A 22024-nucleotide genomic window follows, 5' to 3' on the forward strand; every position below is an offset into this window, starting at 1 on the left:
ATAAATTGTAATATAAATGTTGCATATCTTTCCGATAACGTTCCTAATTTCACGACTCGACATATGTCGAGTGTCCGGCGAATGCTGGGCCAAGGGCGTATGCCGCGGCGTGAATATTATGTTATGTGACGGAACTTGCTACCTGAATAATCATCCAAACCTAATCAATTCTTCTATATTATGTCTAAGCCTTGAAGGGTGTCTTGGATGGCCGGTCTTAGCCATCTTCAAACAAAATAGTTCGATTTCCTCGCTTCTCAATAATTCTATTACTTGCTTATCACGTTTATTGAAAAAATGTTTTTCTCCCCACGCTACGATCACTCGATCAGCTCTTAACGCTGCTTCCCTTATATGTTTGTCGTTCTCAGAACCTATAGGGTCTATTAACGATTTTTTCAATCCTTCTGGATCGGTTGATATCAAGCTATAAAGATTAACAATCTCAAGTGAACCGTATTGAAATTTATTTGCAATACTCGGGTTTAACATTATGTACAACAATTTGGGGAGATTTACATCCCATTCTCTAGTCAACAAATATCTATACTTTCTTTCAGGATCAAATATAGCGTCTTGCTTCATTGTATTCACCTTCTTCTTAAATTAAAATGTTTTATCAAAGTTCTGTCGTATAACGTTCCTGTATTCATGAACCCCGAAGGGGTTGTCTGCTGAAATCCTTCTTCGAAATTCTTCCCGCAGACCAAGGCTCCGAAGGAGATGCAGCTTGAATATTATGTTAAGCGTTGCTTCTGTCTTCCTGAGTTAACTTCATTGACCATGTACTGACTTAAATCTAATTTCTTAGTTCTTATTCTTGGCGTACCAATTTAAAATTTCATTATGTGTTCTATCAATCTTTTTATTAAATCGTTCTCTGAACTCTTCTTTCATATCGTTGGGATCATATCCATACCATATACTACAATTGATCAAAAGATCCCGCATCTCATCCATCGACTCTTGAAACAGTAACATTAATAATTCCGTAGTCAAACGATCGTGTTCATCATCCGGAGCACCATGTTCAACTAAATTCACAGGATCAAATTTGTTAACGATTTCTCTTAGTTCTAAAAATGTCTTTGAATCTTTAGCGATTTTTATTTCATGATTCTCTTTAGGATCGTCTTCAGATTCCATCTATTCCCTCCAAATATTTTTAATCTACTTTAATGAGATATAACTTCAGAACAACCATATTCGAAATATGCTTAATCAATTCCTTGTAATTCCTCAACTTTTAATCATTTTTAAATGTGCTCTTCAGAAGTTGCGCTTAACATGATATCTACGAACTTCGTATATACCTATCATTTCAACTTCATATCCCAACTACATCTAATATAACCCAACTTGTTCCATCTGCGAAGTCACTAGTCGACAAAAAGCAGTCCCACAACTGCGTCGTTTGTTAGTAACGTACTAACAAGTGTACCTACAGTTACAATGAGACTGCTTTGGCTTATTTGAAACTGTACTCGTCACACCTAGAATCTTGCTTCCTGTAACTAAATCCTTACTTCCCGCCTACACTCCACACCACACGCTCGCTCATCGCTTTATGCTGTGCGATCAGGCAGAGCTCTGCCGCTTTGAATGCATGCTCCTGCGTCATTGCGGTCTCGGTACGATCCAGACAGTCGCGGATGAGCTGACCGAAGAACGGATAACCGACTTTGCCTTTTACATTGTAGCGGTACTCTCCCTCATGATTGACCAGGTACACCTGATCGCCCTGCGGCTCTCTTGCGATGTCGATGTACTTGCGCAGCTCGATGTATCCATCTGTACCGAGGATTACCGTGCGTCCATCTCCCCATGTGCCAAGGCCGTCCGGCGTGAACCAGTCTACACGGAAGTAACCGGAAGCGCCGTTATCACCGATCAGAGACGCTTCGCCGAAGTCCTCCAGCTCAGGGAACTGTGGATGATTGAAGTTGTTGACCCGGCTGAAGGCTACCTGCGCATCACTGCAGGACGCAAAAGTCAGGAACTGCTCAATCTGGTGACTGCCAATATCACAGAGAATGCCGCCATACTGCTCATGTTTGAAGAACCAGTCCGGACGCCCCCCGGCGTTCAAGCGATGCGGCCCGGTGCCCATCACCTGTACAACTTTGCCGATTGCTCCTTGTTCAATAAGCTGCCCCGCATAAATTGCACTTTCTACATGCAGGCGCTCGCTGTAGTACACCATATACTTTTTACCTGTGCGTTTCACTTCTTCACGTGCCAGATCTAATTGCTCCATCGTGGTGAACGGCGCTTTGTCCGTAAAATAATCCTTACCCGCTGCCATGACTCTCATGCCAAGCGGTGCACGTTCTGACGTAATGGCTGCACTTGCTACAAGCAGTACTTCGTCATCGGCGAGCACTTCTGCTTCCGATACGGCGATCTGTGCCTGCGGGAACTGCTTGCGGAATGCTTCCACTTTGGCCGGGTCCGGGTCATATACCCATTTAAGCGAGGCTCCAGCATCCAGCAAACCGCCAACCATACCGTAGATATGTCCGTGATCCAAAGCTACAGCCGCGATCGTGAACTCTCCCGGTTCACACACGACCTCTTTAGTCACACTTTTGGGTGCGTAGAACATTCCGTCTTTAGCCATGTCATCCCATCCTTTTTTATTGTATTTAATGTATTTCGATCAAGCCTTTTGATTATCCAAGAACCCATTTACACGGAAACGGAGAGGACAGAACCAATCTGGAAAAGCAAACGTTCGTCTAAAAGCTTTCTTACAGAAGCTGCATCGGAAGCATACGCTCTCACCGGATTTCCCCCTTCATAATGGGAATTCAAAAATCTGGGATCACAGCGAATGAAAAATTATTCTGTCATCGGAGTGTTCCGTGTAAATCCCTAGTCCAACCTTATATACATATCATTTAAATGTCTGGCTCAGATCGGCAGGCTGACCGCCCGTATACGCTTTGTCTTTCTTCGTCGTTGAATTCGCAATGCGCTCCTGCAGATGTTCATAAAACAGTTCTTCATCGATCGGCAGATTCACCCAATTATCTGTCCAGGTGGACAGCAGCATCGCGTTGGATAATGTTAAGCCATGAATGCCATCCTGACCGGGAGCGATCAGCGGTGCACCCGTGCGAATTGCGTCCACCCAGTTGCGGATTAAACCCGGGTGGCCTGTTTCTATGCCGGTAATCGGCACATCGCATTTCCAGCATTCGGGCTGTCCAAAGCCTCCCGTAAAACGCCGATTGAACTCCGGCTCGGATTCGCGCAGCCTCCAGAAGATGAGCTGTCCGTCTTCGATGACGATTTTACCGCGGTCGCCGCTGACCTCAAAGCGGTTTGTTCCTGGTGCTTCACCTGTAGTGGTTACAAACACACCCGTCGCTCCATTTTCATATTCCACATAGGCGGTCACGTCATCTTCCACTTCAATGTTCCGGTATTTACCGAAGGAGCAGAAGGCACGCATACGCACAGGCATCATGCCAATCGTCCACTGCCATAAGTCCAGCTGGTGCGGGTCTTGGTTAATCAATACACCGCCGCCTTCGCCTGCCCATGTTGCACGCCAACCGCCGGAATCATAATAGCTCTGGGAACGATACCAGTTGGTAATGATCCAGTTGGTACGTCTTACTTCACCAAGCTCGCCTGATGCAATCAGATCCCGCAGCTTGATGTACAGCGGATTGGTCCGCTGATTGTACATGATGGAGAATACTTTGCCGCTTGCCTCGGCTGCTTCGTTCATTTCCCGTACCTGCTTTGTATATACACCTGCCGGTTTCTCGATCATCACATGCAAGCCATGACGAAATGCCTGGATTGCTTGTTCGGGATGATCATAGTGCGGTGTAGCCACAATGACAGCATCAATCGTTCCCGAACTCATCATCTGCTCCGCATCCTGCCAATACGTTACGGTAGGCGGAAGATTACTCGTTACCCAGCTCCCCATCTCTTCTCTTACATCACACACGGCCACCAGTTCAGCACCCGGCACTTCTCCGGCTGCCAATGTCCTGGCATGCGCCGCGCCCATATTTCCTATACCGATAACCGCTACTCGAACGATACTCATGCCTGCTCCTCCTCATTTACACGACGCTCGATTTCATTAAATACATCTGCAAAATGCTGCAGCATTGTCGTGGATTCCAAAACGCCGCTAAAATCTTCGATGCCGTAATAACCGTCATATCCAACTGCTCTCAGATCACGTACCATCTGCACCCAATCCACCATGCCTTCCGTCAGCGGAGCCCAGTTACAAGTCCATGATGTACTCAAAGATTGTCCAGGATGAATAGTTGAAAATTCTCCCTTCCGCTCAAGTGCCTCTCCCGTTTTCTCCTTGAACCATCCGGCATTTTTCACATGCACATGGGCGAGATAGGGTCCAAGCAGCTCAAGTCCCATGCGATGGTTCTCATACCCTTCATGCACCATATTGCCCGGATCGTAGAGCACCCCAACGTGCTCGGGGTCTAGAGATTGTACGAGGCGGTACGCAAGTGAAGCCGTTGGTGCAATCGTTTGATGATGCGTTTCAATGATGGCCTTGATGTTATACTGTTTTGCCATATCCTGAATTTCGTTTAAATAACGAAGGGCCTTCTCATATAACTCTGGATAAGCCGTACTCCGGTCATAACCCGGAACTCCCACTCGCATCATGGAAGCGCCAAGTTGGGCTGCAGCCTGGAAGGCTTGCTCGGATGCAGCCATGTCCCCACAATTCAGATACGGCACAAGGGCAATAGACTGTCTGCCTTGAGCAGCCGCTGCTTCCCGAAAAACAGGAACTTGTTCCTGCCACCTGCCCGGATCAATGGAGCAGCGATTATTTCTCCAGTATGAAGGCTGTTCAGACAACGCATCCTCCGGTATGCCGCGAAATCTCCATTCGATTCCGGCAATACCCGCCGCAGCTGCAGCAGAGGCCAGTTCGGCAGCACTCAGATCCGGAACAGCGACCGTGAATATAGACAGTTTCATGTTCAATAACCCCCTATATGTAAACGCATTCAATTCATGTCGTAAACGCATTGTATCACTCTCCCGCTCACATCCATAGAGCATAACGCAAACAGATGAATGACAGATAACATTCCGTGCATATTCCCCATCCAGAGATAACGTTTCCAGGCAAAATGAGAAGCTCCACACAAAAAAGCATCTCCAAATCAGATATCCATTCTGATCAGAGATGCTTTTCATACCAGCGATATACAAGTAGTATTCAGGCGGTGTTCAAACTGCTTGTTCATAAAAATCATTCTAGTCCCGGTCAAAAAACACATGCTCTGCCTGCAGTTTCCCTTCCGACACAGTCATAATTCCAAAGGAATATCGTTTCTGAAACCGGCGGTCCGTGGGTGAACCTGGATTAAATACAAGCAGGTTATCTACCGTATGCATCACCGGAATATGCGAATGTCCGTAGACCACCGCATCCAGCTGCTCATCTGCAAATGTCTGAATGGCATTCTGCTCTGTGCCCTTGGTTCCGCGGTGACCATGCACAAGTCCCAGCCGCATCCCTTCCGCCTCAACGATACGTGAAAAACCCAGCTTCTCACCAATTTCGGATGGATCCGTGTTGCCTGCAACGCCCTCGACCGGAGCATACTGGCTGAGCAGCTCGTACACGCTCCAGTCCGACCAGTCACCCGCATGAAGAATGAGATCTGCACCTGATAATGCTTCAACCAGAGGTGCTGGCAAAGTGCGTGCTTTCTTTGGTAAATGCGTGTCGGAGATGACTATGATTTTCATGTGACAACCGCCTTCCCTTAATTTGGCTTTTGCTCCGCCTCTAACTGTGCTGCCTCCATCTGCTGCGAGCAGGAACGTTCCATATCTTCAAGTGTAATTGATGCAAAAAACTGCTCCACTTTGGACTCCGCAATCTGATATAGATTGGTCAGCAGTCCGTCCATCTGGATGCCAACCTCACAATTGGGATTGCAGTTGCCATGAATCGGAAACAAAGGGCCTTCATCTTTGGCTGCCTGATAGACCATATCCAGTGTGATTTCACTGGATGGTTTCGCCAGATAAAACCCTCTTGTGCCTGGTGAAGAATTGACCAGCCCCGCCTTTTTTAGTCCTCCCAGTATACGTCTGACTACGACAGGATTGGTATTTACGCTGCCTGCAATTTCAGCAGACGTGATTCGTTCAGGCGCGCTGAGAGACAATAACAACAAACAATGCACACTGACCGAAAAATGAGTACTCATGGTTAACCACCTTTATTTAATATAATCCCGAATGTACCATCGTTATTCTGTAAACAGATCCTTTTCAGGACGTGCTCTGGCTTTGAGCTGCCGTACGGTATATTCCAGCTGCTTCACGATGTCATCCAGTTGTTTGCGATCAATCTTGGTCGGATCATCGACAGGTTTGACCGAATTCTTCAGATCGCGAATGGTCAGCTGCTGTTCCTGCCATTTGTCCATTAAATCTGCAATATTGGCATAAAATCGCTCGTAATCCTTAATTACCAGATCAAGGTACGCGTCTACCTCGTCCGGGTCATAACCACGAAGTTTATAATTGAACTGTTTCTCATGAATTGATAGAGCATCCAGCTGTACACCCAGTTGTTTGAACAATTGTCTCTGTTTGTCCAATCTTCGTTTCATATGTTCATCCATCTTGACAACCCTCCATTATAGCCGAGCAGCGGTTCTTTTCATTCGAAGAGAACACACGGCAATTCTCTCTCTATTTTTTATAACACATAATTCATCAGATATAAAACGAAACAGCCCGTTCCCGTGCAAAATGATTGCTTCGCTTCCTTTTCGGGTAAGAGAACACTACAAACCCCTCAAGCGGGAAAGGAGCATGCCCCTATGAGTACATTAACCGAAGATCAACGCAAAGAATTAGAGCAGGCGCTGCTGGAACAGCGTGAGGATCTACAGCGTCATTTCGAATCCAGCATGGAAGACGGTGCACCAGCAGAGTCGTTAAAAGATTCCACAGGGGAGCTTTCCTCTTATGATAATCACCCGGCAGACGCAGGAACAGAGACATTTGAGAGAAGCCGTGATCTCGCAATCGACGATACATTAACCGATGAATTCAATCAGGTTAATGATGCCCTCGAACGCATGGAAGAGGGTACATATGGAACCTGCATCACATGCGGTAAAGAGATTCCTTTTGAACGACTGCAGGCTATTCCTTACACAGCCTACTGTATCGACGATACACCAAACCGGGACGTAAGCAGTGACCGCCCTGTCGAAGAAGAGGTCATGACGATGCCGCCAACTGGCGCAGGAGAAGTGAGACAGCGCAATGCTGGCAAGTTCGACGATGCCGAGGCCTGGGAAGCAGTCGAAGAATATGGTACGTCCAACTCGCCTGCCATGGCGGCCAAACGTGATGTACAAGATTACGACGAAAATATGTAGAGCAGCAGATGACTGACTGTGTAAGTTATTCGGCTGCTCCAGCTGCCAAGCAGTTCAGGCGCTCCGAACTGCCTGCTCATTCAACAGTCGGGTAAACTTGGGCATTCGGCCTGATGGACATAGTCCATTCGTGATCTAACAACAAAAGCCGCCATTGGCGGCTTTTTCTCATGTCACAGGATGCTGCCTTATTGTACTTTTATTACTGGAAAATGAAATGATATCTCTTACTGTACATTCGTCCGTCCAGCAGCTTCATACTCTATTTTATTTCACAGAACGTTTAGAGGTCTTGACTGTATCCGATGTCTTGGCTGTACTTGATATTTTCGGTGTTTTCGGTGTTTCGCGGATCTCGGAAGCAGATGGATTCTTCTGCTCGACCTTTTTGTTTTTTATTGTCCCGGCTGCAGCTCGCGATTCAGCCTGTACCTCTTTGGACAGTGCCGTGAACAGCTGAAACACCTGCTGATCGGACTTCTGTCCGTCTTTCGTTAGATAAGGTTTGCAGAGCTCCACAATACGCTGATACAGCTCTTCTACCTCCTCTGCTGTGGCGTACAGCCTCAAATCGGAGATAAAACGCTTTTCCTCATCATCCTGCTCTGCATGATTCATAAAGCGCTGACGGCTCTGCTCAAACATTTCATTCAGCAGTTTTAATGTCTCTGAACGAAACACCTGCTTCAGCGGTGAATTCCCATTCTCTTCATCCTTGTGACGCAGGTGAATTTCACCTGCGAAGGGTTCGTAATATTTGGCAATAATGCCGTTGATCTCACGTGTGGATACTATGCTTAGAAGGCCGATTTTCTCCAGCTTTTTCACATGGTAATGCACCTTCGCCGGCACCTCCCCCATGAGATCCGCAATTTCTTTAACGGTAGAGGGTCTGCCCTGACGGTGAAACATATTCATAATCTGTATCCGGTACGGATCAGAATAAATTTTAATCTCTTCAATCGTTGAAAGCACTTTATGCTGCTGCATACTGGGTTCCTCATTTCCGGGAGACCTGCCTGCCCTTCGTTCCTTATATTATACCGTTCAGACAGGACTGCGGTCAAAACTGCATACACTCACATCTCCTGACGAAAACTTCTGCTGGCAAGCAGTAAAACCGCTGACAATCCAAGCAGTACACCAAAAACAATAAACAGGATCGGCATCGATAACCAGTCTGCAAACATCCCCGATAGGAAGCTGCCAAGCGGCGAAACACTTAATACCAGCATACTCTGCAGCGCAGATACTCTCCCCAGCATATGCGAAGGGGTAACCTCCATCAGGTATGATACCAGCGGAGTAGTCGCAAGCGGTATGCCAATCCCAATAAGCAGACAGAACAAACCAGCGGCCGGGACTTGGAATGACGTCATATAAGCCGGAAGTGCGGTCATTGCATAGCTGCAGCCAAGCATGACAATGCCGGTGATGATCAGCACGCTTTTACGATAACGTGTCCCTTGTTGTGACATCCACAGACCCCCAAGCACGATTCCTCCCACTAAAAGCCCACTAAGCAGACTTAAACCCCAAGCTCCTGCTTGCAATGTTTCCATCACGTAAGGTGTACGCAGCACGTTAAATGGCATCAGGCAGAAGTTAACCCAGGCAAAGAGTACAGAAGAAACCAGTAACAAAGTATGTTTACGCAGAAAATGAAAAGCTTCCGCCATCTCGGAGATCAGACTCCTAGCGCCAGATGACACTGCTTGCGGTGACATCCATTCTGGATAGTCCACCCGGCTCATAAAGATTGCGCTCAGTGCAAACAACGCGGCGTCAATCCAGATGGTCCACGCGATACCCACGGTTGCAATTAAAGCACCTGCCGCAGCCAACCCCGCCAGTTCGGCCAATCGAGTCGCTGAAGAGGTCATTGCGTTACCGGAGAGCAGCATGGACTGAGGCAGCAGCCTGGGAACACTGGATACCTCTGCAGGTGATGTGAAGCATTCCTGCAGGGAGTTCAAGATCGTGAATACGAACAAATGCCAAACTTCCAGCTGATCAAGGGCGAATAAAAGGGCAGTGATCCCCACGATAACGCCGCGTCCGGTGTTGGTCATTACAATCACTTTTTTCGGGGATAACCGATCAACCAATGTACCGGCAAACAGGCCAAAAACAATATTCGGCAGAAAATTAACGGCCAGCAGTGTGCCCATTAAAACCTTCGAACCCGTCAGGATGTATACCATCCAGCTGTACGCAATTGAATCCATCGAATCCCCGAATCGGGATACCATCTTGCTTAACATAAACTGCATATAAGGCCTGATTCGAACTAACTCAACAAGCCCTTGTTTCCCTGCCACAGCACCTTCACTCATGATTTCTCGACTCCTTAACGTTAAAATATTTTTAATGTTAATATTATTTTAACGTGGATCTTGGAAAAATCAATACATACGTGAAAATATTTTTATCGTTGAGATCCTGTAATGGGTTCTATCATATTGAGGTAGTGCTCAATGATCGACTTTTCAGAAAAATGTCCTGTTCGGGCCTTGTCTCCCCTGTGCCTTCATGAAATAATCTGGATAGGCCCTCCAGAGGCTGCTTTGCTGACCTGAACATACCAAAAAAGACTCTCATCAACATCGATGGAGTCTTTATAAGTAATAATTGGATAACTTCGGTTCCATGCTGCACCACTGCCGTTTTAGCCGTTATTCAATCGGACTGCGGTCTACCAGCACGCGCTGCCGGGTGCGGGCAGATTCGAGACAAGCATCAATAACGCGCATGTTCAAGATGGTATTGTCGGGACTGAAGGGTAGGGTTTCTCCCTCAAGAGCAGCCGCTGCAAATGTTTCTACCTGAAGAACATACGAATTGGAAACAGATACCCGTTCTTCCCGGCTGACAGAATCCGTATGAATGATGATCTGCGGCGGTATGTCACTGTTCTCCCAACCGAACACTTTGGGCAGCTCAATTCGCCCTTCGGTTCCGAGAATCTCCATCTCGGCCCTTCCGGAAGCCCACATGCCGCAGTCGAAGGTAAGGGCTACCGAATTGGGAAACTCGATTAACCCCGATGCCATCATATCGACGCCATCATGTTCCTCCGAGAATAGGGCATGTACGGTAACGGCCTCCGGCTCCTGCCCCAGATACATCCTGGCAGCAGAGATCGGATATACACCGAGGTCAAAAATGGAACCACCGCCCATATCTTTTTTAAACCTCACATTTTCTCTGTCATCTGCGGTATTACACGTAAAGTTGCCATGGATCGCTCTGACCGTACCTATCTCGCCGCTCTCGATAATTTCCTGCACACGTCTGTGCTTCGGATGATATCGATACATAATCGCTTCGGCAAACAGTACACGATGACGCTCACAAACCTCGATCATCTCGGCGGATTCCTTGGCATTTAATGCAGCGGGCTTTTCACATAACACATGCTTTCCCGCTTCGGCTGCTTTAATCGTCCATTCCCTGTGCAGATGGTTTGGTAAAGGAATATAAACAGCCTGGATATCCGGGTCACCGATAAGTTCCTCGTAACTGCCATATGATCTGGCAATATTCATCTCCTCAGCCAGTGCTTCCGCCTTCTCCTTTGAGCGGCTGGCAATCGCCAGCACTTCACCACGTTCGGACTGCTGAATCGCAGGAATAATCGCATTTTTGGCAATCGTCGACGTTCCCAGTACACCCCACTGCAGAGGTCTGTTCATGCTCATCTTCCTTTCGTCCCGTAATTATCCGCTTCCGCCTTGTGTAAAATGCCAAGACAGCGATCCAGATCGGCTTTCACCTGCTTCTTGTATAATTCGGCTTTGGCCGCACCGTCATCCGTGAAGTGATAGAGAACAATCTCCTGAAAGTCCACCTTCGGATCATTGCCCTTTAATTTTTTCGTTCGATAAAAAATACCCTGCTGAACCAGCTCGTGTAAAGCCCGGTATACTTCGCTTTGCGGCGGCACGTAACCGTAATCTTTGAATTCCTGCTTCATCGCCTCCAGCATCTCGTAGCCATAGCCTCTGTGCTGCTCAACCATCGTTATAAGATAAACCTTGATAAATGCCCGCTGTGCAATCATAAAAGCCATGCTCGTTCCCCTCCAGTCAGAACCTGTCTACTTCTCATTATAAAACTTATGTTCGGGTTCTGCCATCTTGCTCCTGATCCCTCCTTTATAACATGCTCGCAGGAGGGCAAGCAGGATTAGCGATGGTTGGAAGCAGAATGAAGGAAGAAAATTAATATTTTAAACTATTGTGAATTTTTCATATGATGATATATTCACTCTTAAAGTGCAGCAGCATTAGTGACTCTACTAGTTGGATGCTGGCTTAATGACTTTACTGGCTTGAGTGTGCTTGGGCACTGCGCCTACAATCCATTTCCCCCATTTTAGACGAGAGATCAGCCAGGTCAGTACACACGACACCAGAAGTGCAGTGATCCAGGTGACAATCATACGCACGACCGGATTCCAGCCCCATGCCGCGTAAAACCATTCATCTGGAATGTAACTGTAACGGAGCACCAGCATATGCATCAGATAGCCTCCATACGACATCCCGCCAATCCAACCCAGCCAGTAAAGTGCCGAAGAATGCTGGAGCTTGCTGGCTAACTGATACATCACCATGATGGAAGCAACCAGGAAGAGGATCATATCGGGCCGAATCAGGCTGACCGTATAAAAACGGATCTGAATGCCTTCCGGTTTCTGAAATTCCAGCATTAATAGATAAATAAACCGCAGACCCAGTGTCATAAACACCAGCCAGTATATCCAGCGCAAACGAACAACCCATTCCTTCCAGCGCTGGACGGACAGTCCTGCTGCTGCACCAAGTACAAAATAAAAAAAGAAATAGATAAAATTGCGGTCTGCATAGGTTGTAAAGGCATCCGTCAGCACCGGGATTTGAAGCCGTTCCATCCAGGCAGCAATGCTTCTAAGCTGATTGGCCAGAATAAGGAATAACCCGCCTGAAAGCAGCAGTGCAATCATCTGTCCCTTCGCTTGGTAACGATGAAAGACGTAACGAACGACGCGCAGAAACAACGGGAAAAACAAGTAGAACTGAATCAGCATAATGATATACCAGAAATGCGAAGCCATTTTCCCCGTAATCAGCTTCAATCCCAGGTCAGGAATCTGCTGCCAGCCGAAACCCGTCCAGTTCTGCGGGGTAAGCATAAAATAGAGGAGTGACCACACCACATAGGGTACGATTACGTCCATCACTCTTTTACGCATAAACGATCCGTAATGAAATGATTCTCCTGTGTTGTAGAACAGGACCATCCCGGTTATAAATATAAACAGCGGTACGGCAAACTTGGCAAGCATCAGCAATATGGCCAGCACTACACCATCCTGAAGTCCAGCCTGCGGGACCAATGAATAATGAGCGATGGAATGCTGCAGCACTACGGCTGCAAACGCGATTCCCCTAAGGGTTTCAATTTCGATAATTCGTTCTTTGCGAGGCAAATGGACCAGCCTTCCTTTCTTTATTCATCTCTGCACTATGAAAACAAACCCTTTTACAAACTTCGATTGGAGGTGCACTATACTCATGTCCGACAAAGCATCCCGTATCCCCGAATCCAAATATGTCCAGCAGCATCTGGCGAACGAACGCACGTTTCTCGCATGGGTGCGTACAGGTATTGCCATGGCAGGAATCGGTTTTCTAGCTGCCGGATTCGGTTTTAATTCCTCCGCATATGATCGTATTGCTCACCTTGCTGCAATCATTACCGGAATAACCTCTCTGCTCGGCGGTATCTCTATCATTCTGTTTTCAGCCGCGGCTTATCACCGAAAACGCACACAGATTAATGAGCAGACCTTTCAGGCGACCACCGGACTTATTACGTTTATCAGTCTGATGCTGCTCGTCATTGGGCTTGCACTTGCCGTGCTGTTGTATGTATTGTTATTCCCTGCCTGACAGGGGAACAAACGAAGCCTTCAGGATCATCCGGCAATCCGCTATTAAAATGGTTAGACTTTATGTTATGGGCAAAAACCGGCCTCCTCTGCGGAGACCGGTTAAAGTCCATCCTATCGAATATGATGCATTACAAGCAATCAATTACATAACAAGTACTCCAACACCCTATCACTTAACACCTATCATTCAACCCTGAACCAAGACCTAACCAATCCTGTCTTACTTTCCTCCATGTGCTGATTTTGCGATCTGCATGTTTGAAAAGCACTTCGATATATCGGATCGGATCGTTCTGTTTTTGGTTCGAGGGTATATGGATCACATTTACAAGAAAGTATTGTTACCGAACCGGGCGGCTTTGGTCTGGGCTTCCATTCTGCGTTCTTCCATATCCAGATCCGGACGTGCAGCATTCACATCTTCACCGTGTACTGCTTCCCGACTGGAATAAGCCTGACTGTTCAGGTTAAACACATCATATACGGCGCTGTCCCGATCGGTCGAATCCACGAGCAGCAGAATTTTGCCGTTCTGCACATATTCCTCATACTGTCTGGCATCCTCTTCAGGAATACCCAGTCCAACAAGTCCGCCTACCAGTCCGCCGGCTCCTGCACCTACGGCCGCTCCTGTAAACGCTGCGGCAATAGGTCCTGCAGCCAGAATCGGACCGATTCCCGGAATTGCCAGCGCACCGATCCCCGCAAGTAATCCCGCTACCCCGCCAAGTACACCGCCAGTGGCGGCTCCTGCTGCTACACCTTCCGGTGCTTTCGTACCCGTCTCTTCACGAATGGCTTTCAGTTCATCCCGATCCTGAGTAACGACGGATATTTCATCTGATGAGAATCCTTCCGCTTTCAAACTCTCAATAGCCTGTGATGCCTCACGCTCTGTATTAAACACACCAACGATTTTTTTCTTCATAGTGAATACCTCCTCATGGTTTTGAGTGGTTCGCTATGTTATTACCCGTGAACGCTTCTTTCAAACGGTCGGGGGGCGATAATCAGCCGATAATCATATGCAGTAATGCTAATTTGGGTCAAAAGAACGAGCAGCCCGAGGCTGGAAACGGAATAAACAAAATGGACAAGACAGAGCATTCTGATACGGGAAGATGAGCTGTTCCTATTCTTCCAAATGGAGAATACGAAAGCACCTCCCTTATCATGAAGCAGAACACCCGAAGTGTATAGGACGCGACTGCTTGTTCAGCTATTCCGCGGTTTTGCCCGATTGGTTGCTGCAGCTTCAAGGGGGTTATCCGGCCAGTAATGCTTCGGATAACGTCCTTTCAGATCTTTTTTCACCTCGAAATATGTCTCTCGCCAGAAATTGGCCAAATCCCGCGTGACCTGAACAGGCCGGTGCGCCGGCGATAATAGATGCAGCGTGACCGGAACGCGCCCACCGCCAATGCGCGGAGTCTCCTGCTGTCCAAACATTTCCTGTAAACGAACAGCCAGGACGGGGGTCTCTGGATGACTGTAATCCACCGGAATGCGGGAACCACTTGGAACCTGAATATGAGTGGGTGCCTCCTCGTCCAGCTGCTGGCGCTGCGTCCAGCTGATTCCGCCCAAGAGCACATCCTGCATCGACAGCTTTTTCAAGTCTGCTGCCGAACGCATGCCCGTCAGATAGGGTTCAAGCCGTTCAGCCAGTTCATCTGTGAGATGATCCTCAATCAGATCAGGCCATTCAGGCAGGTGCAGATGCAGAAAACGCATGCGGTCCGCAAGCTGCCGGGAAGATTTGGTCCAAGGCAGGCTATCCAGCCCTTCCATTCGTATTCCTGATAGAAGGGCTTCCCGCACCTGATCTTCCGGCGGCTGCGCAATCGTACTTTCCTTAAGCACCAGCGCTCCGATTCGCTGCCGCTTGTGTGCCCGCACACTTTTGGTCGTGCGGTCCCAGGCGACCTGCACCTCTTCGTGCAGCAGATGCTGCGCGGCACGCAGCAGCGTTTCCTCCCGCAGCGGCGCAGCCAGCAGGATTCGCGCGTCAGCGCCCTGGTCGTCTGCCTCGGCTGCGACCAGATAAGCGGAACGGCTCAGCGACTCTGCCGCCGCGAGCCGAACACCCCGGCCGCTGCTCAGCAGATAGCGGCCATCCTCCCGGCGCTGCCCGATCCGATCCGGATAAGCAAAGGCCAGCAGCATGCCGCAGCTGTCCTCATCCGGCTGCACCGGATCGGGCGCCGGGCTGCCGAGCGCCGAGCGCAGCTGGCGGCTCTCCTGCAGCATGCGCCGCACGGCAGCGCCGTCTGCGCCTGCCGCTGGCGGCCTGGCGCTGCTGCCTGCAGCCAGCAGCGCATCTACGCGCGGGCGGAGATCCGTGCCCGCGCCGCCAGCACCTGCACTGCTGCCGCGGAGGCCTGCAGGCTCCTGCAGCAGTGCCGCCAGCGTGCTGGCGAAGCTGGCCAGCCCAAGCTCCGCCGCGCGGAGCAGCATGCTGGCCAGCCGCGGATGAACGCCAAGCGTGTTCATCCGCCGCCCAAAGGGCGTAATGCGGCCTGCGTCATCCAGGCCGCCCAGCTGGCGCAGCAGCGCCTGTGCCTGAGCGTAAGCCGCATCAGGCGGGATGTCCAGCCAGCGCAGCTCGGCAGGGGACTGGACACCCCAGGCGGCAAGCTCCAGCGCCAGCGGCGCGAGGTCCGCGGAGATGATCTCCGGACGCGCTGTTTCAGGCAGCGCCCCGTGAGCTTCCTCGCTCCACAGCCGGTAACACACACCCGGGGCCAGCCGCCCTGCACGTCCTCGCCGCTGATCAGCGGACGCCTTAGATACCGGCAGCGTAACCAGCCGGCTCATGCCCGTCCTTGGCGAGAAAGACGACGCCCGGCTCAGCCCGGCATCCACTACAACTTTCACACCCGGAAGGGTCAGACTCGACTCCGCAATGGAAGTGGACAGCACGACCTTGCGCCAGCCATCGGCAGCTGGACGAATCGCTTCATCCTGCTTCTCTGCGGGCATGCTTCCGTACAGCGTATGTATATTCACCTTTTCAGGAAGTATGGACTGTATCAGCTCTCGTTCAGTGCGGTGAATCTCTCGCGCCCCGGGAAGAAACACCAGAATATCTCCCTGTTCCTCATCCAAAGCACGAATGATCGTACGGGCAGTCCAGCTCTCCAGTTCGGCCGCGGCAGGTTTAGGTACATATCGGGTCTCCACCGGAAATGTGCGCCCGGCACAGTTCACGACGCGTGTATTTTCACCGAGCAGCGCAGAGACCGGAGCCGCGTCCAGCGTAGCTGACATGACAAGAAGCTTCAAATCCGGACGCAGCATCTCCCTGGATTCCAATGCCAGTGCCAGCCCCAGATCACCATGCAGATGACGTTCATGGAATTCATCAAAGATAATCATGGCTGTATCTTCAAGTCCCTGGTCCTGCTGCAGCATCCGGGTCAGCACACCCTCGGTGACCACTTCAATGCGTGTAGCCGGACTTACCCGGGTATCCATCCGGACCCGGTATCCGATCGTCTCTCCTGCTTTTTCTCCCAATGATGCAGCCATTCTCGATGCTGCGGAACGGGCTGCAAGTCTGCGCGGCTCCAGCATAATAATCTTTTTCCCATCAAGCCACGGCTCCTCCAGCATCGCCAGCGGTACAACCGTTGTCTTACCGGCTCCCGGCTCAGCAATCAGGATACCTGCATCCTGATCGCGAAACAACTGCCGTATTTCCGGAATCATCGCTTTTATCGGTAAATCATTGTACATATCATCGCTCCTATAACAAAGACTTCCGCATTCTTTCTCCAGCAGATATCCATGAAACCCCTAGATTCTGTATTCGAACGTTAGCATTATAACAAAAAAAGCCGTCCCGAAGGAACGACTATACGGCATCCATAGTTTTTTAATTGAGCGCGGTTCATCTTCATGCACGCGTCAAACCTTTATCGAGTTCTGTCTTATACGGTCTGCTGCTGTCTTTCATTTCAGATCAGCTCAATAGAGACTCTGCACCATCAATAACGATTTCTGCACCGGTAATGTGTCGCGATGCTCCAGAAGCGAGGAAGCTGACGAGGTCGGCAACATGTTCCGGTTGTCCAGGTCCGTCCGCAAGCGGCTGCTGACCTTCCGGGAATTCCATCGGAATGATAATGTCCTGAAGATCGTCGGTCTTGATCGTGCTTTGATCAATATTGGTTGCAATCGCACCCGGACAGATCACGTTGACTCTAATCTTGAACTTCGCCAGCTCCAGAGCGGCCATCTTGGCAAAAGCAACCTGTCCGGCTTTCGATGTACTATATGCCGACATACCGAAACTGGAGAAGCGCTGATTACCATTAATGGAGCTGGTAATGATGATACTGCCTCCACCGCGCTTTTTCAGATGCGGCAGTGCATACTTCACTGTAAAAAACGTACCGTCAAGGTTCGTTGTTATAATCTGCTGCCAGTCCTGCACCTGGATTTCCTCAATCGGCGCAGACACTCCGTTAATGCCCGCATTGGCAAACACGATATCCAGTCCACCGAACAATTCCACCGTTTCCAGTACAGCCTTCTCTACCCTTGCAGGATCGGATATATCTACATCGAATGCTCGGGCAGCCCCTTCATGTTTCGCATTAATCTCCGCTTCCGTTTGTGAAATTCGATCATTTACCAGATCAAACAGCGCAACATGCGCTCCTTCGTTCGCCAGCTTGAGGGCAGTCGCTTTACCGATTCCGGAACCTGCTCCTGTAATGATGGCCACCTTGCCTTGAAACTGTGGTTTGCTGCTGTGTTGTGTCATCGCCCATTCACTCCTTCGATTTGGAAATTATGTAGGAAGATTCGATCCAACTTGAAGTTCAATCAATTCTTCACAAGATTACCCAAAACGAGCGGCTTTTAAATCAACACCCGCAACTTTTTTCATTTTCTGGACCATTCTGGACGAAGGCCCAACGGAATGGACATTTTTCTCCAATGGTCCGATTTTACCATTCCAGCTCAATGAAAGCGGCATCATCCTCAAGCCCCCCTGTATGAGCGGCATCCAGCAGCACTTGTATGTGCTCATCTGGTATATACGTACCTATGGCATCCAGATCATTCAGTCCATCCGTATACAATTGAAGGCGAAAAGAATCACTGGCCGAACCTTTCATTTCAAAAACATGCGGTTTGCCGCCTACAGGACCTTCACGTGTAGACCAGCGTTCATTGGTTCTGCAATTTTGCTGAAAGCGCTCCGACTGCTCCTGACCGCTGCGCCAAAACCGGATCCGGGAATCCCCCTGCCAAGCCAGCCACATCCGGCTCTTACGTCCTCCGGAAGTAAGCTCAACGCGGCCGCATACATACATGGCTTGACTGCCCCGATTTCGCTTCTCCATCAGCACTTCGCGGAGCAAAAGGGGAGCATTATCCAAGGGCTGAAACTTATCCAGCTGTTCGGATGCAGTCCCCGTTAACTCATGAAGAAATTGTTCAACACCTTCAGCTGTTAAGGTTGAGGTCGTTTCAAGCCATTCCAGCAAGGAACTGCCGAGAAAGCGCGCAGCAAAGTCACCCAGATAACTCATACCGACTCCATCGCACAATACAAAATGACATACGTTGCCCTGCATGCGAATGGCAACGAAGTCTTGTCCTGCATCGCCTTGAGTCACTGATTCCGCTGCACGCCCATAGCCGTACCTGCATTTCAATTTCCCCTGATATCGAGTCAGCGGCTGTTCTCCAGTCTGCACGCTTACATAGCGAAAATTGTCATGCCGCTGTTTCGCATGACCTCCCCGATCACTGGCAGACAATGTCGCCATACGCATCGCTCGCATGATTCCCCTCCTATCTAACAGGTGTCGCGGCAGACATCTGGAATCCGATGGATACCAGTTCTGCACAGGTGCCAGGCAGCATCATGAGCGCACCAGGTGCAAGCAAATAATCCGCCTCCACCAACATCTCCCGATAGCTCTCAGGCAGCACAGATGACATATTACGCAGCTTCTCTCCATGCTCATCCTGCAGGTTGGTTTCTGGAGAGATGCCCTTCCATCGTCTAGGTTCTGTTATCGGCCCTTCCAGCAGATGATCACTAATAAATATATTTTCAACCAAAACGTTGCCGTCAGGCACACTCATGCCCATAATACGCTTAGCTATAGGCTCCGGGTCCTCTCCGGTTGCTACTCCATCGGTCATATGACATACAAGCGGAGCAGGACAGTCCTGCATATTCGGAATTTCCGCCTGCAAAATTTTTTCGGCCTGCAAAAACGCTTTTGCCGAATCTGAAAAACGTCTTGGTGTCAGATCAGGAAGCGAGCCTACAGCAGCGATTTCATCGATTCCTTTAATTCCGTTTAATACGTCATATACATCGTCACTGTATGCCAGAATGGCAATACGGTAACGCGGCGTCAGCCGATTTCCTTTCGTTGAACGAAACACCATCTGGCGAATCGCCAACGATAAAGCATCATAAACGATGTCAATTCGGCGGCGATTGTCCAAAACCATATTCATGGAAGCGCTGATATCAATTAAATAAATAATAAGTGCAGGTGTCCGCTGTGATGCTTGAATTGTGTAGTTCATCTAGAGTGTGTCACCTCTATTATTCATTATTAAGTTACAGATCGGGCAGAGAATACTTTGAATTGCCCAAAAATTTGTTAATTGCACTCATACGTGCTGCCACTTTCCCTACGCCTTTGAAGTACGAGGCATCGGTATTGTAGAGACTTTTGAAGTCTCGGGCATACGAAAGAGCATTATCCGTTTTTCTTCCTTTTTGTGCGTTGTACGCCTTGTTATAATGTGCGATCAATGTTACTACATTCTGCGCACGCTTTTTCTTGAGAGCTTCCTTCTGCGCCAGCTCCTGTTTACGTTTGGCTTCCGCCGCAGCTTTTTCTCTTGCAATCTTGGCGTCATTTTCTTTCTTCCAGGCTACGTAAGCTTCATATTTTGCCTGCTGGTCATATTTTGCCTGCAGCGCTTTTCGAGCTGCTTCTTTTTTCTGCTGTTCCTGTTTTGCCAGAAAAGCTTCATATTTTGCCTGCTTCTCATACTTGGCCTGCAGTGCTTTTCGCTCTTCTTCCTTTTTCTTTGCTTCCGCTTCCTTTTTCTTGGCTTCAGCGAGTTTTTTCTTCTCCTCCGCCTTAAGCTTTGCCGCTTCTGCCGCTTTTTGCTTTTCAGCTTCTTCCTGCTTGAGTTTGGCTGCTGCCGCATCCTCAGCAGCTTTAGCCTGAGCCAGGCGAGCTTCTTCCTGCTGTTTAACCTCCGCCTGATCAGCCAAAATCTTGACTGTAGGCACGCCGCCGGCAAGCAGCACAATAAGTACAGCCGAGGAAATCATAAACTTTTTGGAACGGTAAAATGGAACGGGCACCGGCTCTGTACTTTCTGTTTTGGCATTCATTTTGGCATCGAGTTCCTTGATTGCCGCCTCTACTTCCATCTGCATCGCACTGTTATTAGGAATGAAGTGATACAGAGAACGGTAGACCTCCAGTGCAGCAGCAGGTTTGTCTTCATCCTCAAGCGCTCTTGCCTGTAAAAACAAACGGTTCACAACGGCTTCCTGATCCGGGGCCTGCTTTGTACCCGATGTGCTGCCTGTGTCCGTATTTCCCTTTATGTCTGCATGTGCAGCGGCACTTTCTGTCACTGCACCCGGCTCGGATTCTGACGAAGCTGACGCATCCTCTTCCGGTTCAGCCTGGGCAGCCAGATAGGCTTCAGCCAGTCCAGTATCTGCAGCGGCCAGGGCAATGTACCATTCGCCAAAGGTTGGACAGCTGCTCAGATCATGACTTTCCCAAGCACGGATGAACAGATCCGATAATTTGGAACCCCATCGTTTTTCCAGAGAACTCCGCATGGCAAAATAACGCTCGCTCGCGGTCTGCATCTCATGCTGATCAAAATAGCTTTCACCCCAGGCTTTTTCTACAATGACGGGGTCCGACCAGCATAACATCTCTGCGATAATAACAGCCCCGGCAAAACGATCTGCATAAGAACTCCACAGGCCGCTGTGCACCGTTCGATGGGCAGCATATCCAGGCGAACCGGCAAGGAGTGCATCCGGCCGATCCATTTTCGAGCCGTACATCTGCTCCACATCTACCAGCTCAACCGCTGAAGTCTGGGCCGAGTTCTGCACTTCGGAAAAAAACGGAATCATTACATTGGGCGCGGACATATCACAATGTGCCAGTCCACGCTGCTCCATTGCAGAACCTGTACCGGCAAGTGCTCTGGCCAGCTTCAGACTTTCCTCCGCTGTCAGCTGCTTTTGATCACTGATTACATCGAACCAGGTTAGACCCTGTACCCATGGCATCAGTACCGCATATAACAGATCAGGATGTTCTCCAATTAGCGCTCCGTTTCTTTCCGGAGTGAGCACTTCACGCTTGCATACCTGAAGACCTGGAAGTTCACTATATGGCTCCATATGCTCAGATTGATACACCATCGCCGGGATACGGAATTTTGGAAAGAATACCTTTAGTGCTTTTGCCCCATGAACGGAGCCGTCGCGGGGTATTAATTGATACACAATCCCCTGCCTTCCGGCTTGGGCATAAGCAAGACCGGGCGCAGCCGGATGCTGACCAATTGTATAGGCCGTATCATTAATCACCACTTCATCCCCGGGATTCGGTTGAAAAGACATGCTCATCCCTCT

21 protein-coding genes are annotated in these 22024 nt (G+C 49.3%); 2 read left to right on the forward strand and 19 right to left on the reverse strand.

Annotated elements, in window-relative coordinates; genetic code table 11:
- Positions 1–150 precede the first annotated feature (150 nt).
- The 8 genes from ABXS70_RS14455 to ABXS70_RS14490 form a co-directional block, all read right to left on the reverse strand.
- Complete coding sequence (locus tag ABXS70_RS14455) at positions 151–585, reverse strand: DUF1643 domain-containing protein (RefSeq protein WP_366296463.1); 435 nt, start codon at positions 583–585, stop codon at positions 151–153.
- Positions 586–807: 222 nt separating this feature from the next.
- A complete protein-coding gene (locus ABXS70_RS14460) occupies positions 808–1146 on the reverse strand; it encodes a hypothetical protein (RefSeq protein WP_366296465.1) in 339 nt (112 codons plus the stop codon).
- A gap of 376 nt (positions 1147–1522) precedes the next feature.
- Positions 1523–2620 carry a Gfo/Idh/MocA family oxidoreductase gene (locus tag ABXS70_RS14465; protein ID WP_342555578.1) on the reverse strand — a complete coding sequence of 366 codons (1098 nt, stop codon included), beginning with the start codon at positions 2618–2620 and terminating at the stop codon, positions 1523–1525.
- A 276-nt stretch (positions 2621–2896) separates the two neighbouring features.
- Positions 2897–4069 carry a Gfo/Idh/MocA family oxidoreductase gene (locus ABXS70_RS14470; protein WP_366296467.1) on the reverse strand — a complete coding sequence of 391 codons (1173 nt, stop codon included), beginning with the start codon at positions 4067–4069 and terminating at the stop codon, positions 2897–2899.
- Positions 4066–4986 (reverse strand): sugar phosphate isomerase/epimerase family protein, encoded by a 921-nt coding sequence (locus tag ABXS70_RS14475; protein ID WP_366296469.1) that lies wholly within the window; start codon positions 4984–4986, stop codon positions 4066–4068. Before ABXS70_RS14475 ends, ABXS70_RS14470 begins: the two co-directional genes overlap by 4 nt.
- A 282-nt stretch (positions 4987–5268) precedes the next feature.
- Complete coding sequence (locus tag ABXS70_RS14480; RefSeq protein WP_366296471.1) at positions 5269–5766, reverse strand: metallophosphoesterase; 498 nt, start codon at positions 5764–5766, stop codon at positions 5269–5271.
- Positions 5767–5783: 17 nt separating this feature from the next.
- Positions 5784–6233: an Rrf2 family transcriptional regulator gene (locus tag ABXS70_RS14485; protein WP_342555574.1), complete on the reverse strand. Its 450-nt coding sequence runs from the start codon at positions 6231–6233 to the stop codon at positions 5784–5786.
- 42 nt (positions 6234–6275) lie between these two features.
- On the reverse strand, positions 6276–6653 hold the full coding sequence (locus ABXS70_RS14490; protein ID WP_342555573.1) for a DivIVA domain-containing protein: 378 nt from the start codon (positions 6651–6653) through the stop codon (positions 6276–6278).
- 201 nt (positions 6654–6854) lie between these two features.
- Here ABXS70_RS14490 and ABXS70_RS14495 point away from each other — a divergent pair, with 201 nt between their 5' ends.
- Positions 6855–7421, forward strand: coding sequence for a TraR/DksA C4-type zinc finger protein (locus ABXS70_RS14495; RefSeq protein ID WP_342555572.1), 567 nt, complete (start codon positions 6855–6857; stop codon positions 7419–7421).
- Between the two features lie 267 nt (positions 7422–7688).
- Here ABXS70_RS14495 and ABXS70_RS14500 read toward each other — a convergent pair whose 3' ends face one another.
- From ABXS70_RS14500 to ABXS70_RS14520, 5 genes are all read right to left on the reverse strand, one after another.
- Entirely contained in the window at positions 7689–8411 is a 723-nt protein-coding gene (locus tag ABXS70_RS14500; RefSeq protein ID WP_342555571.1) for a helix-turn-helix domain-containing protein, read from the reverse strand.
- 89 nt (positions 8412–8500) lie between these two features.
- A complete protein-coding gene (locus ABXS70_RS14505) occupies positions 8501–9757 on the reverse strand; it encodes an MFS transporter (protein ID WP_366296474.1) in 1257 nt (418 codons plus the stop codon).
- A gap of 339 nt (positions 9758–10096) precedes the next feature.
- Positions 10097–11116: a Gfo/Idh/MocA family oxidoreductase gene (locus ABXS70_RS14510; RefSeq protein WP_342555569.1), complete on the reverse strand. Its 1020-nt coding sequence runs from the start codon at positions 11114–11116 to the stop codon at positions 10097–10099.
- 2 nt (positions 11117–11118) lie between these two features.
- The gene (locus tag ABXS70_RS14515) at positions 11119–11493 is read right to left on the reverse strand and encodes a helix-turn-helix transcriptional regulator (protein ID WP_090921036.1); all 375 of its coding nucleotides are present in this window, start codon (positions 11491–11493) and stop codon (positions 11119–11121) included.
- A 228-nt stretch (positions 11494–11721) separates the two neighbouring features.
- Entirely contained in the window at positions 11722–12894 is a 1173-nt protein-coding gene (locus ABXS70_RS14520) for an acyltransferase (RefSeq protein ID WP_366296477.1), read from the reverse strand.
- Between the two features lie 85 nt (positions 12895–12979).
- Here ABXS70_RS14520 and ABXS70_RS14525 point away from each other — a divergent pair, with 85 nt between their 5' ends.
- Positions 12980–13357: a DUF202 domain-containing protein gene (locus tag ABXS70_RS14525; RefSeq protein WP_366296479.1), complete on the forward strand. Its 378-nt coding sequence runs from the start codon at positions 12980–12982 to the stop codon at positions 13355–13357.
- A gap of 327 nt (positions 13358–13684) precedes the next feature.
- Here the strand turns inward: ABXS70_RS14525 and ABXS70_RS14530 are convergent, their stop codons facing one another.
- From ABXS70_RS14530 to ABXS70_RS14555, 6 genes are all read right to left on the reverse strand, one after another.
- Entirely contained in the window at positions 13685–14287 is a 603-nt protein-coding gene (locus ABXS70_RS14530; protein ID WP_342555566.1) for a general stress protein, read from the reverse strand.
- A gap of 287 nt (positions 14288–14574) precedes the next feature.
- Positions 14575–17097 (reverse strand): ATP-dependent helicase HrpB, encoded by a 2523-nt coding sequence (gene hrpB / locus ABXS70_RS14535; protein WP_366296481.1) that lies wholly within the window; start codon positions 17095–17097, stop codon positions 14575–14577.
- A 226-nt stretch (positions 17098–17323) separates the two neighbouring features.
- Positions 17324–18130 carry an SDR family NAD(P)-dependent oxidoreductase gene (locus ABXS70_RS14540; RefSeq protein WP_342555565.1) on the reverse strand — a complete coding sequence of 269 codons (807 nt, stop codon included), beginning with the start codon at positions 18128–18130 and terminating at the stop codon, positions 17324–17326.
- A gap of 187 nt (positions 18131–18317) precedes the next feature.
- Positions 18318–19160 carry a hypothetical protein gene (locus ABXS70_RS14545; RefSeq protein WP_342555564.1) on the reverse strand — a complete coding sequence of 281 codons (843 nt, stop codon included), beginning with the start codon at positions 19158–19160 and terminating at the stop codon, positions 18318–18320.
- A 10-nt stretch (positions 19161–19170) separates the two neighbouring features.
- Positions 19171–19923, reverse strand: coding sequence for a vWA domain-containing protein (locus ABXS70_RS14550; protein ID WP_342555563.1), 753 nt, complete (start codon positions 19921–19923; stop codon positions 19171–19173).
- A gap of 34 nt (positions 19924–19957) precedes the next feature.
- The gene (locus ABXS70_RS14555; RefSeq protein ID WP_342555562.1) at positions 19958–22012 is read right to left on the reverse strand and encodes a hypothetical protein; all 2055 of its coding nucleotides are present in this window, start codon (positions 22010–22012) and stop codon (positions 19958–19960) included.
- Between the last annotated feature and the right edge of the window lie 12 nt (positions 22013–22024).

Origin of the sequence: Paenibacillus sp. AN1007, from assembly GCF_040702995.1 — a bacterium.
GTDB lineage: Bacteria > Bacillota > Bacilli > Paenibacillales > Paenibacillaceae > Paenibacillus.